The organism is Pseudomonas sp. GD03858 (assembly GCF_029840925.1).
In the GTDB taxonomy this organism is placed as follows: Bacteria; Pseudomonadota; Gammaproteobacteria; order Pseudomonadales; family Pseudomonadaceae; genus Aquipseudomonas.
Genome location: NZ_JAOCDM010000141.1, coordinates 1 through 12875 on the forward strand (window position 1 = coordinate 1; position 12875 = coordinate 12875).

General features: G+C 61.7%; 10 protein-coding genes. 6 read left to right on the forward strand and 4 right to left on the reverse strand.

Translation table 11 applies throughout. From position 1 onward, the window contains the following. Positions 1–89 precede the first annotated feature (89 nt). The 4 genes from N5D48_RS23945 (at position 90) to cysN (ending at position 4447) form a co-directional block, all read left to right on the forward strand. Positions 90–848, forward strand: a complete 759-nt coding sequence (locus tag N5D48_RS23945) for a Nif3-like dinuclear metal center hexameric protein (RefSeq protein WP_279888498.1) — start codon at positions 90–92, stop codon at positions 846–848. Between the two features lie 281 nt (positions 849–1129). Next, positions 1130–2047 carry a sulfate adenylyltransferase subunit CysD gene (gene cysD / locus N5D48_RS23950; protein ID WP_011535568.1) on the forward strand — a complete coding sequence of 306 codons (918 nt, stop codon included), beginning with the start codon at positions 1130–1132 and terminating at the stop codon, positions 2045–2047. A 103-nt stretch (positions 2048–2150) separates the two neighbouring features. Next, positions 2151–2492 (forward strand): four helix bundle protein, encoded by a 342-nt coding sequence (locus N5D48_RS23955; protein ID WP_252091135.1) that lies wholly within the window; start codon positions 2151–2153, stop codon positions 2490–2492. A 53-nt stretch (positions 2493–2545) separates the two neighbouring features. Further along, positions 2546–4447 (forward strand): sulfate adenylyltransferase subunit CysN, encoded by a 1902-nt coding sequence (cysN, locus tag N5D48_RS23960; RefSeq protein ID WP_279888499.1) that lies wholly within the window; start codon positions 2546–2548, stop codon positions 4445–4447. A gap of 294 nt (positions 4448–4741) precedes the next feature. On the opposite strand, the gene N5D48_RS23965 is transcribed toward cysN, so the two are convergent. The 4 genes from N5D48_RS23965 to N5D48_RS23980 all read right to left on the reverse strand — a co-directional run bounded on the left by N5D48_RS23965 (position 4742) and on the right by N5D48_RS23980 (position 8823). Further along, the gene (locus N5D48_RS23965) at positions 4742–5005 is read right to left on the reverse strand and encodes a bacteriocin immunity protein (protein ID WP_279888500.1); all 264 of its coding nucleotides are present in this window, start codon (positions 5003–5005) and stop codon (positions 4742–4744) included. Between the two features lie 138 nt (positions 5006–5143). Continuing rightward, on the reverse strand, positions 5144–5404 hold the full coding sequence (locus tag N5D48_RS23970) for a bacteriocin immunity protein (protein WP_279888501.1): 261 nt from the start codon (positions 5402–5404) through the stop codon (positions 5144–5146). Next, positions 5401–7755: an S-type pyocin domain-containing protein gene (locus N5D48_RS23975; RefSeq protein WP_279888502.1), complete on the reverse strand. Its 2355-nt coding sequence runs from the start codon at positions 7753–7755 to the stop codon at positions 5401–5403. Before N5D48_RS23975 ends, N5D48_RS23970 begins: the two co-directional genes overlap by 4 nt. A 588-nt stretch (positions 7756–8343) precedes the next feature. Further along, a complete protein-coding gene (locus tag N5D48_RS23980; RefSeq protein ID WP_279807163.1) occupies positions 8344–8823 on the reverse strand; it encodes an Lrp/AsnC family transcriptional regulator in 480 nt (159 codons plus the stop codon). 127 nt (positions 8824–8950) lie between these two features. On the opposite strand from N5D48_RS23980, the gene N5D48_RS23985 reads away from it, so the two are divergent. Continuing rightward, positions 8951–10147 carry a methionine gamma-lyase gene (locus N5D48_RS23985; RefSeq protein WP_279888503.1) on the forward strand — a complete coding sequence of 399 codons (1197 nt, stop codon included), beginning with the start codon at positions 8951–8953 and terminating at the stop codon, positions 10145–10147. Positions 10148–10180: 33 nt separating this feature from the next. Next, a complete protein-coding gene (gene mdeB / locus N5D48_RS23990; protein ID WP_279888504.1) occupies positions 10181–12862 on the forward strand; it encodes an alpha-ketoglutarate dehydrogenase in 2682 nt (893 codons plus the stop codon). Positions 12863–12875 lie beyond the last annotated feature (13 nt).

Below are 12875 nucleotides of genomic sequence, written 5' to 3' on the forward strand. Positions count from 1 at the left end.
CGGTTCCCCCGAAACCGGCGACGGCCCATAATGGCGGCCATTATAGGGCCTCGCGCCCTGTCGCAACGCCGAATTCGAGGAGATTTTTCATGGCCGTCGCCCTCAATACCCTGGTCGAGGAAGCTGAGCGCTACCTGGGCAGCGCGAAGATCCAGGACTACTGCCCCAATGGTCTGCAGGTCGAGGGCCGCCCCCAGGTCAGCCGCATCGTCAGCGGCGTCACCGCCAGCCAGGCGCTGCTGGACGCGGCGGTCGAGGCCGAGGCCGACCTGGTGCTGGTGCACCATGGCTACTTCTGGAAGGGCGAGAACCCCTGCATCACCGGCATCAAGCAACGGCGCCTGAAAACCCTGCTCAAGCACGACATCAGCCTGCTGACCTTCCACCTGCCGTTGGACGTGCACCCGGAGGTGGGCAACAACGTGCAGCTGGCGCGCCAGTTGGACATCACGGTTGAGGGCCCGCTGGATCCGAACAATCCCAAGGTGGTCGGCCTGGTCGGCTCGCTGGCCGAGCCCGTCTCGGTGCGTGACTTCGCCCGTCGCGTGCAGGAGGCCCTGGGCCGTGAGCCACTGGTGGTCGACGGCGAACAGATGATCCGCCGGGTCGGCTGGTGCACCGGGGGTGGCCAGGGCTACATCGACAATGCCATCGCCGCCGGGGTCGACCTGTTCCTCAGTGGCGAGGCCTCCGAGCAGACCTTCCACAGCGCCCGCGAGAACGGCATCAGCTTCATCGCCGCCGGGCATCACGCCACCGAGCGCTATGGCGTGCAGGCGCTGGGCGATTACCTGGCGCGGCGCTTCGCGGTCGAGCACCTGTTCATCGATTGCCCGAATCCGATCTGATCCGCCGCAAGTGGCGAATACGCTTATCTGTAGGAGCGGCCTTGTGTCGCGAATGGGCTGCAAAGCAGCCCCGGCGATCTATGCATCAACGCTGAAATCCTGGGGCTGCTGCGCAGCCCTTTCGCGACACAAGGCCGCTCCTACACGGCCCAAACCCTTGGTCATATCGTTAGATTGTTTCGATCTAGGCAGCCTCCTAAATAGAATCAGGTGCTGTGATAAAGTGGCTCGCTCGAACACGGCCCGCAGGCCGTCCATAAGATCGTTTTTCGTGAGTAGCCATGGTCGACAATCTGACGCACTTGAAACAGCTGGAGGCGGAGAGCATCCACATCATCCGCGAGGTGGCCGCCGAGTTCGACAACCCGGTGATGCTGTACTCGATCGGCAAGGATTCCGCGGTCATGCTGCACCTGGCGCGCAAGGCGTTCTTTCCGGGCAAGCTGCCGTTCCCGGTGATGCACGTCGACACCCAGTGGAAGTTCCAGGAGATGTACCGCTTCCGCGACAAGATGGTCGAAGAGATGGGCCTGGAGCTGATCACCCACGTCAACCCCGAGGGCGTGGCGCAGGGCATCAACCCATTCACCCATGGCAGCTCCAAGCACACCGACATCATGAAGACCCAGGGCCTGAAACAGGCGCTGGACAAGCATGGCTTCGACGCCGCCTTCGGTGGCGCGCGCCGTGACGAAGAAAAGTCCCGGGCCAAGGAGCGCGTCTACTCGTTCCGCGACAGCAAGCACCGCTGGGATCCGAAGAACCAGCGCCCGGAGCTGTGGAACATCTACAACGGCAAGGTCAACAAGGGCGAGTCGATCCGCGTGTTCCCGCTGTCGAACTGGACCGAGCTGGACATCTGGCAGTACATCTACCTCGAAGGCATTCCGATCGTGCCGCTGTACTTCGCCGCCGAGCGCGAAGTGATCGAGAAGAACGGCACCCTGATCATGATCGACGACGAACGCATCCTCGAGCACCTGAGCGACGAGGAGAAGGCGCGCATCGTCAAGAAGAAAGTGCGTTTCCGTACCCTGGGCTGCTACCCGCTGACAGGCGCGGTCGAGTCTGAAGCCGAGACCCTGACGGACATCATCCAGGAAATGCTCCTGACCCGAACGTCCGAGCGCCAGGGCCGTGTCATCGACCACGATGGCGCCGGTTCCATGGAAGACAAAAAACGCCAAGGCTATTTCTAAGCTTCAAGTTACAAGCGGCAAGCTGCAAGACAGAAGCGGAGCGAGTAGCTTCTGATTTTTGTGGACTGCCGCCTGCACTGCGGGCGCACAGGGAGCCCCTGCAGTGGATTTTGAGAAGTTGCTGGTTTGGCAGCGAAGCAAAAATTTAGCCGTTGAGATGTATCAAGCATTTGCTGACTGCCGGGATTTTGGGTTCAGATCTCAAATTACCCGTGCGGCGGTTTCGGTTCCTTCCAACATCGCTGAGGGGATGGAGCGCAGAGGGGTGCGAGAGAAGGCATGGTTCCTGAGCGTGGCGAAAGCATCCTGCGCGGAGTTGCGGACTCAACTGATCATCGCCGGTGAAATTGGTTATTTGCCTACTGAGTTAGCTAACGACTGGATTACTGAAACCCGTGAGCTCTCCAGAATGCTGACAGGTTTGATCAACAAAATTTCTAACTAGTTGTACGCCGACAAGCTTGCCGCTTGAAGCTTACAGCTTGGAGCTTGAATGCAATGAGTCACCAATCCGATTTGATCAGCGAGGACATCCTCGCCTACCTGGCCCAGCACGAGCGTAAAGAGCTGCTGCGCTTCCTCACCTGCGGCAACGTGGACGACGGCAAGAGCACCCTGATCGGGCGCCTGCTGCACGACTCGAAGATGATCTACGAGGATCACCTCGAGGCCATCACCCGTGATTCGAAAAAGTCCGGCACCACCGGCGAGGAAGTCGACCTGGCGCTGCTGGTGGACGGCCTGCAGGCCGAGCGCGAGCAAGGCATCACCATCGATGTCGCCTACCGCTACTTCTCCACCGCCAAGCGCAAGTTCATCATCGCCGACACCCCGGGCCACGAGCAGTACACCCGCAACATGGCCACCGGCGCGTCCACCTGCGACCTGGCGATCATCCTGGTCGACGCCCGCTACGGCGTGCAGACCCAGACCCGCCGGCACAGCTACATCGCCTCCCTGCTGGGCATCAAGCACATCGTCGTCGCCGTCAACAAGATGGACCTGAAGAACTTCGACGAGCAGGTGTTCGAAGACATCAAGGCCGACTACCTGAAGTTTGCCGAGGGCATCAACCTCAAGCCATCGAGCCTGCACTTCGTGCCGATGTCGGCGCTCAAGGGCGACAACGTGGTCAACCGCAGCGAGCGTTCGCCGTGGTACACGGGGCCGGCGCTGATGGAGATCCTCGAGACCGTCGAGATCGCCGCCGACCGCAATGTCACCGACCTGCGTTTCCCGGTGCAGTACGTCAACCGCCCGAACCTGAACTTCCGTGGCTTCGCCGGCACCATCGCCGGTGGCGTGGTGCACAAGGGCGACGAAATCGTCGTGCTGCCATCGGGCAAGAGCAGCCGGGTCAAGTCCATCGTCACTTACGAGGGCGAACTGGAGAGCGCCGGTCCAGGCCAGGCAGTGACCCTGACCATGGAAGACGAGATCGACATCTCCCGGGGCGACCTGCTGGTGCATGCCGACAATGTGCCACCGGTTACCGATCAGTTCGACGCCATGCTGGTGTGGATGGCCGAGGAACCGATGCTCCCGGGCAAGAAGTACGACATCAAGCGCGCCACCAGCTATGTGCCGGGCTCGATCGCCAGCATCACCCACAAGGTCGATGTGAACACCCTCGAGCAGGGCGCCGCCAGCGCGCTGCAGCTCAACGAGATCGGCCGGGTCAAGGTCGCGCTGGACAGCGCCATCGCTCTGGACGGTTACGAGAGCAACCGCACCACTGGCGCGTTCATCGTCATCGACCGCCTGACCAACGGCACCGTTGGTGCCGGCATGATCATCGCCCCACCGGTACTGCCGCACGGCGGCACTGGCCAGCACGGCAAGCTGGCCCATGTGTCCACCGAGGAGCGCGCCCTGCGCTTCGGCCAGCAGCCGGCCACCGTGCTGTTCAGCGGCCTGTCCGGCGCTGGCAAGAGCACCCTGGCCTACGCCGTGGAGCGCAAGCTGTTCGACATGGGGCGAGCGGTCTATGTGCTCGATGGCCAGAACCTGCGTCACGACCTGAACAAGGGCCTGCCGCAGGACCGCGCCGGCCGCACCGAGAACTGGCGCCGCGCCGCCCATGTGGCGCGCCAGTTCAACGAGGCCGGGCTGCTGACCCTGGCGGCGTTCGTCGCCCCGGATGCCGAAGGCCGCGAGCAGGCCAAGGCGCTGATCGGCAAGGAGCGTCTGGTCACCGTCTACGTCCAGGCCTCGCCGCTAGTCTGCCGCGAGCGCGACCCGCAGGGCTTGTACGCCGCTGGTGGCGACAACATTCCTGGCGAAAGCTTCCCGTTCGACGTGCCGCTGGATGCCGACCTGGTGATCGATACCCAGTCGGTCAGCGTCGATGAAGGGGTGAAGCTGGTGCTGGATGTGCTGCGTCAGCGCGGCGCGATCTGATCGATAGCGCCATGCCAGTTACAGGGGCCGCCTTGCGGCCCATCGCGGGCAAGCCCGCTCCCACAGGGGCCAAGTGATACCTGTGGGGGCGAGCGGAGCGGCCATCTTTTGAGCTTTGCTTGATGTAACGGGGCGGCGCTGTCGTAGGCAACCAGATAATTCCGTTGACCAATGCAGGGAAATGTCTCTTGCTCGTCTAGGGGCTGGTGAGAGGCTTTCGGCGTTTTTGTATGAAAATATTATTAGCTTGTAAGCAGATAGCCCCACGGGAGTGTGGCCGTTCGTTTTAATGAGCTATTCAGGTTTGAAGCCATCCTTCCCATTCTCTCGTCGCCATTCTTTTATTAGCTTCACTATTTCCTCTGGTTCACCCTTTTCTGCGGTATCTGGCCAGAAGATAAGGTCGGTTCCTGCGGGATGCTCAGTAGTGGACTCGAAGTGTTCAAGTAACGGGTCAAGTACTTTGTCTGGTTGGGAGCCATTTGTGTTGATTATGAGTTCCAGGAGTTCTAGAAATTCGCGCTCTGAGTAGTCGCTCAGGTTTTTCTTGTCAGCCATGGCTAGCTCCATGATGAGCATTATGAATGTTCCAGTGGCGCGACTACTGGTCTGTTATTGAGATTGTGTGTGCCGCCTTCTTATATAGTGGGTGGAGGTGTAGGTTTACTGAGATTTTATCTGTTGCGTTAAGCTGCTTTAACATTTGAATACATCCTTGCCGTTAGCTATGCGCCAGGCTTTTACGATTTTAACAATCTGCTCTGGCTGGCCTTCCGCTTCAGAGGCCGGCCGATACAGAAGGTCGATGCCAGATGGATGCTCAGTAATTTTTCTGAAATGCATCAACAAAGGTGTCAGTACCCTATCTGGTTCGTCGTCATTGGCTCTGTCGATCTCATGTATGAATTCGATGAACTCTTGCTCGGTGTAATCGCTTAGTCTTTCTTTGAATTTCATTTTCTTTCCCCGTAGTGGATGCTGTGATGCGCGCGCGGTGTGACGATCCTTATGTTGTTCATGTCGTAGACATCACCGCCTTCGCTGATGGGGAGCACGTGATGCAGAATATAGGTCAGTTGACTCATGTGTATGTCCGCATCGCCAACAGTCGGCGCATTTCCATGTTTTCTCATCCGGCGTAGGTTTCTTTCACTGAATTGCTTCGAGAGCTCTGCGTCATGTGCAACCGCTTTCCAGAACCTTCTTCGGAACCTGTTGAAGTTTCTGAACTCGGTGCCACGCAGTTGATCCGCGATCTGAGCCGGTACGGGCGCGCCTTCAGCGCGTGCAGCCTCTCCCGGCCAAAGTCCAGAAACTTCCACGCTGCTACCAATTGCGGCGCCTGGCTCGAATCGCGGGCTTTTGAACACCACCAGAATAGGCGGCAAACCCGAGTCGGTAGGGAACGTGATGATCAAGCGTTCCTGATCGAGCAGATCCAGGGCGGGGTAGCTTTCCGGCTCGCTGCTGACCGGATCGAGGCGGCTACCGCCATAGACGAGGGTGCCGGGTGGTACTGATGGATAACTGGTGGAATTACCTTCGTTGCCCCCCGGAGCACTGGCCGGTGTCCAGGTAAGAACGCGTTGCGGATTCTCCAGCGCCAGGCTGTAGACCTGGCGTTCGCTGTCGAATGTCGCCGCACGCACCGCCACGGGTTTGCCGCCTGGCACTACGTACAGGTCCAGGCCGTTTTCATCTTCGGCCCCTGCCAGCAGGTAGGGCAGGTCAAGGCTGACCGACCTGCTGGCAAGTGCCTCGAGGTCAGGGCCACCGGCAGGTGCAAGGCTGGACAGTGGCGTGCTGAGGAGGTAGCGCCGCTCAGCGTTGCCGAGCGTGCTTGGCCACATCATGGTGAGACTGGCCACCAGCAGATTACCCATCGCAGGCGTGGCAGCGGCTGCCAGGCTGGTCACGGCCTCGCGGATGGCGACCAGCAGCGTTGCGTAGGTGCCTTGGGCGACAGTGAGGGTCGTGGCACCGACTGCCGTCACTTGCGGCAATGGCGACGCAGCATGGCTGAACGCGTTGTAGCTGATGCGCTGGCGTTGCATTTCGGCCTGGATGCGCATCACCTCGCGGGCTTTTTCCTCGGCCAGGACTTGTTGCTGGGCCCGCTCGCGTGCTTTGTGCTCGGCTTGCAACTGTTGTTGCCTCAACGCTTCGGCCCTTTGCCTCGACTCCGCTTCTTGCCGCATGGTTTCGTGCCGGTCGGCCTCTGCCTGCAGCAGCGCGACCCGCTGGGCCCGGGCATTCAGTTGCGCGAACGCGACCTTGGTCTGCTTCAGTATCCGTGCGGACTCCTGGTTCAGCAGGGACTGGTGGTAGTCGAGCCAGCGTGGCCCGATGCTGTTGTTCCGTTGGCCGAGAATGAGGCTGTTGAGGGCCTCCAGCTCGCTACTCGTCAGTGGCGATGTGATGTTGGGGTTGGCTTGGGCGAAAGAGGCACTGGCGAGAAGCCTGTTGTTGGCCAGCGAACTGAGCGCGCTCGCATACTGCGCCAGTAATTGCGCGCCCTGTTCGTCATGGGCTTGAGGTGCATGATTCAACAGCTCTATTTGCAGAAAACGTGGCAGTGACTGGAAGTGGAACGCCTGCTCTGTGCGAATGGCGCGTATCGTTCCGGCCAGCAGTTCGATCTTTTGCGCGTACTCGAGTTGGGTCAGGTCCTGTTCGTGCTCAAGGGCCTCGGCGAGTTCGGCCAAGTGCCCGGCAGCAGCCTCGAGCGTATGGTCGATGATCTTGCGCTCGTGCGCGGCCTCCAAGACCTGTGGGAACTGGATGAACGCATAGGAAGGGTCGTTGTTTCGGATTGCCTCCATGCCTCTGTGATAAAAGTAGCTGGGCGGCTTGTAGAACACAGGGCTGCCCCAGAACGAGAGCTCCTTGTGCAAGTGCGAGGTCGCGAGAGTCCGCTTTTCCTCTATGAACTCGAGCAGGCCGCGCTGCTGTTGAAGCAGGTTCAGGTAGGATGATCCGCCAGGTGCCGAGTGACGGGATCTAGCCGCAGTTATTTCCTGCTCGATGGTGGCGTTCAGGGCGTTGTAGCGTGCGGCAAATTCCTGCTGGGTGGCAGTCGTTACGCCATTGAACTCTTCGGTCAGGATCGTGCTAAACCCAGGGGTGAAGTCCAGGCCGGGCCGTTTGCCGCCGTTTCCCTCGCCCCGCCTGGGGCCATCGTAAAGACCCCAGCCACCCAGTCCTGGGCCGCCCCCGCCAACGCCCCCGACCATGGGCACGTCGGAAACCGCATCGATGTAAAGCCCTTCGTCCAGATAATAGGTATCGCCGATTTTCTGTGGTGCCATGTTGTTCGCTCCTTTGAACAGACATGGCGATGATCGTTAGGTATAAGGCGGCTACATATCGGGCGTTGTACCGTATGTCGAAGGAAACATCGCTTTCTTGTCAGAATTTTCGCTTTCTTATGGGATATTTCCCAAAGATGCAGATGTCGCCCATTTGCCGTCGTGGCTGCCCTGTTGGAGGGACTAGTCTGGGTCTGCCACTGCCTGTCAGCGACTCTGTTTGGACAGGTTGACATTAATCTTTGGCGCACCTGGATAGCTCTCGGCCTATGTCTCCGAAGTCAACGGTTACTTGTTGTCTCGCTCTGGGTCGATCGCAGGCATGTGTTATCGGGGGGCGCGGTATCAGAGACTGGTGCTGAGTCTCTCCAGGGTCGTTTGCCGGTTCCGGCCGACCTGCCTGAGGTGATTGCGATCTACGCAGCGATGCATGCCACGAACCGCAGTACATGAACGTTTGCTACAGCCTTTGTGGCGACAACCATGGGATCTTGGTGCTTGCTGCACTGCCAGCATGACGACTACCTGGTAAAAGAGGTATTTGGCTAGGCGGATGGGCGCTAGGAGCGACTGCGAGGCGGACCTGCCTCAGATGTGTTTTTCCGACACAGGAATAACCCGCCGTTCCTTCACCGCCTTATAGGAAAAACTCGAATAGATCTCTTTCACCCCCGGCAACCGCTGCAGTACCTCCCGGGTGAATTCCCCGAACGACTCCAGATCTCGCGCCAGGATCTCCAGCAGAAAGTCATAGCGCCCGGAGATGTTGTGGCAGGCAACGATCTCGGGAATTTCCATCAGCCGCCGCTCGAACGCCAGGGCGATCTCCTTGGTGTGCGAGTCCATCATGATGCTGACGAAGGCGGTCACGCCGAAGCCCAGCGATTTAGGCGAAAGAATGGCCTGGTAGCCGGTGATGTAGCCGTCGTCCTCCAGCAGCTTGACCCGTCGCCAGCAGGGCGAGGTGGTCAGGGCGACCTGGTCGGCGAGTTCGGACACGGTGAGGCGGGCGTTGTCCTGCAGGGCGGCGAGCAGGGCGCGGTCGGTGCGGTCGAGTGACGAAGGCATATCTTGCCCTCCAGGTGATATTTTTGTTGTTTTTCTTTCAATAACGACGGCAGTGCGTGGGCAACTTTGGAAAAAAAGCGGCAGCCCGGTGGCATAAGCTTATAGCAAACCACAAGAGGCTGTTGCCATGCGCGACTCCAATAACAACACCGGTTTTTCCACGCGGGCCATCCACCATGGCTATGACCCGCTGTCCCATGGCGGCGCGCTGGTGCCGCCGGTCTATCAGACCGCTACCTATGCCTTCCCCACGGTGGAATACGGCGCCGCCTGCTTCGCCGGCGAAGAGCCCGGGCATTTCTACAGTCGCATCTCCAACCCGACCCTGGCCCTGCTGGAGCAGCGCATGGCCTCGCTCGAAGGTGGCGAGGCCGGGCTGGCGCTGGCCTCGGGCATGGGTGCCATCACCGCCACGCTATGGACCTTGCTGCGTCCCGGTGACGAGCTGATCGTCGGCAGCACCTTGTATGGCTGCACCTTCGCCTACCTGCACCATGGCATCGGCGAGTTCGGCGTGAAGATCCGCCATGTCGACCTCAACGATATCCCGGCGCTGCGGGCCGCGATCACGCCGAAGACACGGATGATCTACTTCGAGACCCCGGCCAATCCCAACATGCAGCTGGTGGACATCGCCGCGCTGGTCGATGCCGTGCGCGGCCATGACCTGCGTATCGTGGTCGACAACACCTACTGCACCCCCTATCTGCAGCGCCCGCTGGAAATGGGCGTGGACCTGGTGGTGCATTCGGCCACCAAGTACCTGTCCGGGCATGGCGATATCACCGCCGGACTGGTGGTCGGGCGCAAGGCGCTGGTCGAGCGCATCCGCCTGGAAGGGCTCAAGGACATGACCGGCGCGGTGCTCTCGCCCCACGATGCCGCGCTGCTGATGCGTGGCATCAAGACCCTCGCCCTGCGCATGGATCGCCACTGCGCCAATGCCCGGCAGATCGCCGAGTACCTGGAGCGCCAGCCGCAGGTCGAGCTGCTGCACTACCCTGGCCTGCCGTCCTTCCCGCAGTACGCGCTGGCCCAACGGCAGATGCGCCTGCCGGGCGGGATGATCGCCTTCGAGCTGAAGGGTGGGATCGAGGCCGGACGGCGCTTCATGAATGCCCTGCAGCTGTTCAGCCGTGCGGTGAGCCTGGGCGATGCCGAGTCGCTGGCCCAGCATCCGGCGAGCATGACCCACTCCAGCTATACCCAGAAAGAGCGTGCCGAGCACGGTATCTCGGAGGGGCTGGTACGGCTTTCGGTGGGCCTGGAGGACATCGACGACCTGCTTGCCGACATTGCCCAGGCCCTCGAGGCTTGTGCCTGAACCGCCACGGACGAGGCTTGAGCGATGGTAGCGATGATGAACCCGAACGAGCCGCTGACGGCCCTGGATGGCGCCCTGGACAGTGACCCAAGCGAAACGGCCGAATGGTGCGAGGCGCTGGAGTCGACCCTGGCTCACTGCGGGTCGGCGCGAGCGCGGTATCTGCTGCAGCGCCTGCAGGCTCATGCTCTGGAACTAGGGTTGGAGCGCGATGCCCAGGCCTTCTCGGCCTATCGCAATACCCTGCCGGTGGAGCAGCAGGGCGTTTATCCCGGCGATCTGGAACTGGACGAGCGAATCACTGCGATCCTGCGCTGGAACGCCTTGGCCATGGTGGTGCGGGCCAACCATGCCTATGGCGAGCTGGGCGGCCATATCGCCAGCTACGCGTCGGCGGCGGAGATCTTCGAGGTCGGTTTCCAGCACTTCTTTCGTGGCGAAAGTGGCGGCGCGCGGCGCACCGCCGACCTGGTGTTCTTCCAGCCGCATTCGGCGCCGGGCATCTATGCCCGTGCGTTTCTCGAAGGGCGCCTGAGCGAAGAGCAGTTGGCCAACTATCGCCAGGAGGTTGCCGGCAATGGCCTGTGCTCGTACCCACACCCGTGGCTGATGCCCGATTTCTGGCAGTTCCCCACCGGTTCCATGGGCATCGGCCCACTCAATGCCATCTATCAGGCGCGGTTCATGCGCTACCTGCAGCATCGTGGCCTGCTCGACACGTCGGCCCGTCATGTGTGGGGCGTGTTCGGTGATGGCGAGATGGATGAGCCGGAGTCCATGGCGGGGCTGACCCTTGCCGCCCGTGAGGGCCTGGACAACCTGACTTTCATCGTCAACTGCAACCTGCAGCGTCTGGACGGCCCGGTGCGTGGCAATGGTCAGATCATCCAGGAGCTCGAGGCGCTGTTCAGCGGCGCCGGCTGGAACGTGATCAAGGTGCTGTGGGGCTCGGAGTGGGATGCGCTGTTCGCCCGCGACCACGAACATGCGTTGCTGCGCCAGCTGGCGGCGACGCCGGATGGGCAGTTCCAGAACCTTGGCGCCAAGGATGGCCGTTACAACCTTGAGCACTTCTTCAACCAGAACCCGGCCTTGCAACGCCTGGTGGCGCATATGAGCGCCGAGCAGATCAACGCCCTCAAGCGTGGTGGCCATGATTTTCGCAAGCTGCACGCCGCCTATGCCACTGCCAAGGCGTGCAAGGGCCGGCCAACGGTGATCCTGGCCAAGACCAAGAAGGGCTACGGCATGAGCAGTGCCGGGGAGTCGCGGATGACCGCGCACCAGGCCAAGAAGCTGGATGTGCAGGCGCTGCTGGCGTTCCGTGACCGCTTCAACCTGCCGTTGTCGGACGCGGCGGTGGAGCAGCTGCGTTTCTACCGTCCGGCCGAAGACAGTCCCGAGATGCTCTACCTGCGCCAGCGCCGGGAGGCGCTCGGTGGGCCTTTGCCAATGCGCCGCAGCGACTGCGCCAGCCTGCCGCTGCCCGACCTCGATACCTTCGCCGCCTTCGCCCTGCATGCCGAGGGCAAGGAAATGTCCACCACCATGGCCGCCGTGCGCCTGCTGGGCAACTGGCTCAAGGCACCTGGATTGGGGCCGCGGGTAGTGCCGATCGTCGCCGACGAGGCGCGCACCTTCGGCATGGCCAGCCTGTTCCGCCAGATCGGTATCTATTCGCCCTTGGGGCAACGCTACGAGCCGGAGGATGCCGGCTCGCTGCTGGTCTACAAGGAGTCGCGGGACGGCCAGCTGCTGGAGGAGGGCATCACCGAGGCTGGGGCGATCTCGTCGTGGATCGCGGCGGCGACCGCCTACGCGGTACATGGCGAGCCGATGCTGCCGGTGTACATCTATTACTCGATGTTCGGCTTCCAGCGCGTCGGCGACCTGATCTGGGCCGCCGCCGACCAGCGCGCCCGCGGCCTGTTGCTCGGCGCCACGGCCGGACGCACCACCCTGGGTGGCGAAGGGCTGCAGCACCAGGACGGCTCGAGCCTGGTCATGGCCGCGATGGTGCCCAACTGCCGCGCCTGGGATCCGTGTTTCGCCGGCGAGCTGGCGGTGATCCTCGACCACGCCGCGCGGCGCATGCTGGTGGAGCAGCAGGACGAGTTTCACTACGTGGTGGTGATGAACGAAAACTATCCACAGCCATCATTGCCGGACGAGGTGCGCGAGGACGTGTTGCGTGGCATGTATCGGTATACCCGGCATGCGTCGGCAGCGCCCCGTGGCCAGGTGCGGCTGTTGGGCTCGGGCACCATCCTGCGCGAGGTGATCGCCGCCGGCGAATTGCTGGCCAGTGATTGGCAGGTCGACAGCGAGGTGTTCAGCGTCACCAGCTTCAGTGAGCTGGCGCGTGGGGCCAGGGATGCGCAACGCCTGGCGATGGCCGGGGAACAGGGAGATTGCCATGTGCGTTATTGCCTGCCCGGTGATGCTCCGGTGATCGCGGCCAGCGACTATGTGCGTGCCTGGCCGCAGCTGATTGCCGAGTATGTGCAGGCGCCCTATGTCACCCTGGGCACCGATGGCTTCGGTCGTAGTGACACGCGTCAGCAACTGCGGCGGTTCTTCGAGGTGGATCGGCATGCGGTGGTGTTGGCGGCGTTGTACGGGCTGGTGTGCCAGGGCGTGCTGCCGGCGGATGTGCTGGGGCAGGCGAGGGCGCGCTATGGGATTGGTGAGGAGGGGGCGGCCTGGTATCGGTGAGGTGGCCTGTGCC

Coding starts and splice junctions, on each gene's coding strand:
- N5D48_RS23945 (WP_279888498.1), top strand. CDS start 90: ATGGCCGTCGCCCTCAATACCCTGGTCGAGGAAGCTGAGCGCTACCTG.
- cysD (WP_011535568.1), top strand. CDS start 1,130: ATGGTCGACAATCTGACGCACTTGAAACAGCTGGAGGCGGAGAGCATC.
- cysN (WP_279888499.1), top strand. CDS start 2,546: ATGAGTCACCAATCCGATTTGATCAGCGAGGACATCCTCGCCTACCTG.
- N5D48_RS23965 (WP_279888500.1), bottom strand. CDS start 5,005: ATGGCTGACAAGAAAAACCTGAGCGACTACTCAGAGCGCGAATTTCTA.
- N5D48_RS23970 (WP_279888501.1), bottom strand. CDS start 5,404: ATGAAATTCAAAGAAAGACTAAGCGATTACACCGAGCAAGAGTTCATC.
- N5D48_RS23975 (WP_279888502.1), bottom strand. CDS start 7,755: ATGGCACCACAGAAAATCGGCGATACCTATTATCTGGACGAAGGGCTT.
- N5D48_RS23980 (WP_279807163.1), bottom strand. CDS start 8,823: ATGCCTTCGTCACTCGACCGCACCGACCGCGCCCTGCTCGCCGCCCTG.
- N5D48_RS23985 (WP_279888503.1), top strand. CDS start 8,951: ATGCGCGACTCCAATAACAACACCGGTTTTTCCACGCGGGCCATCCAC.
- mdeB (WP_279888504.1), top strand. CDS start 10,181: ATGATGAACCCGAACGAGCCGCTGACGGCCCTGGATGGCGCCCTGGAC.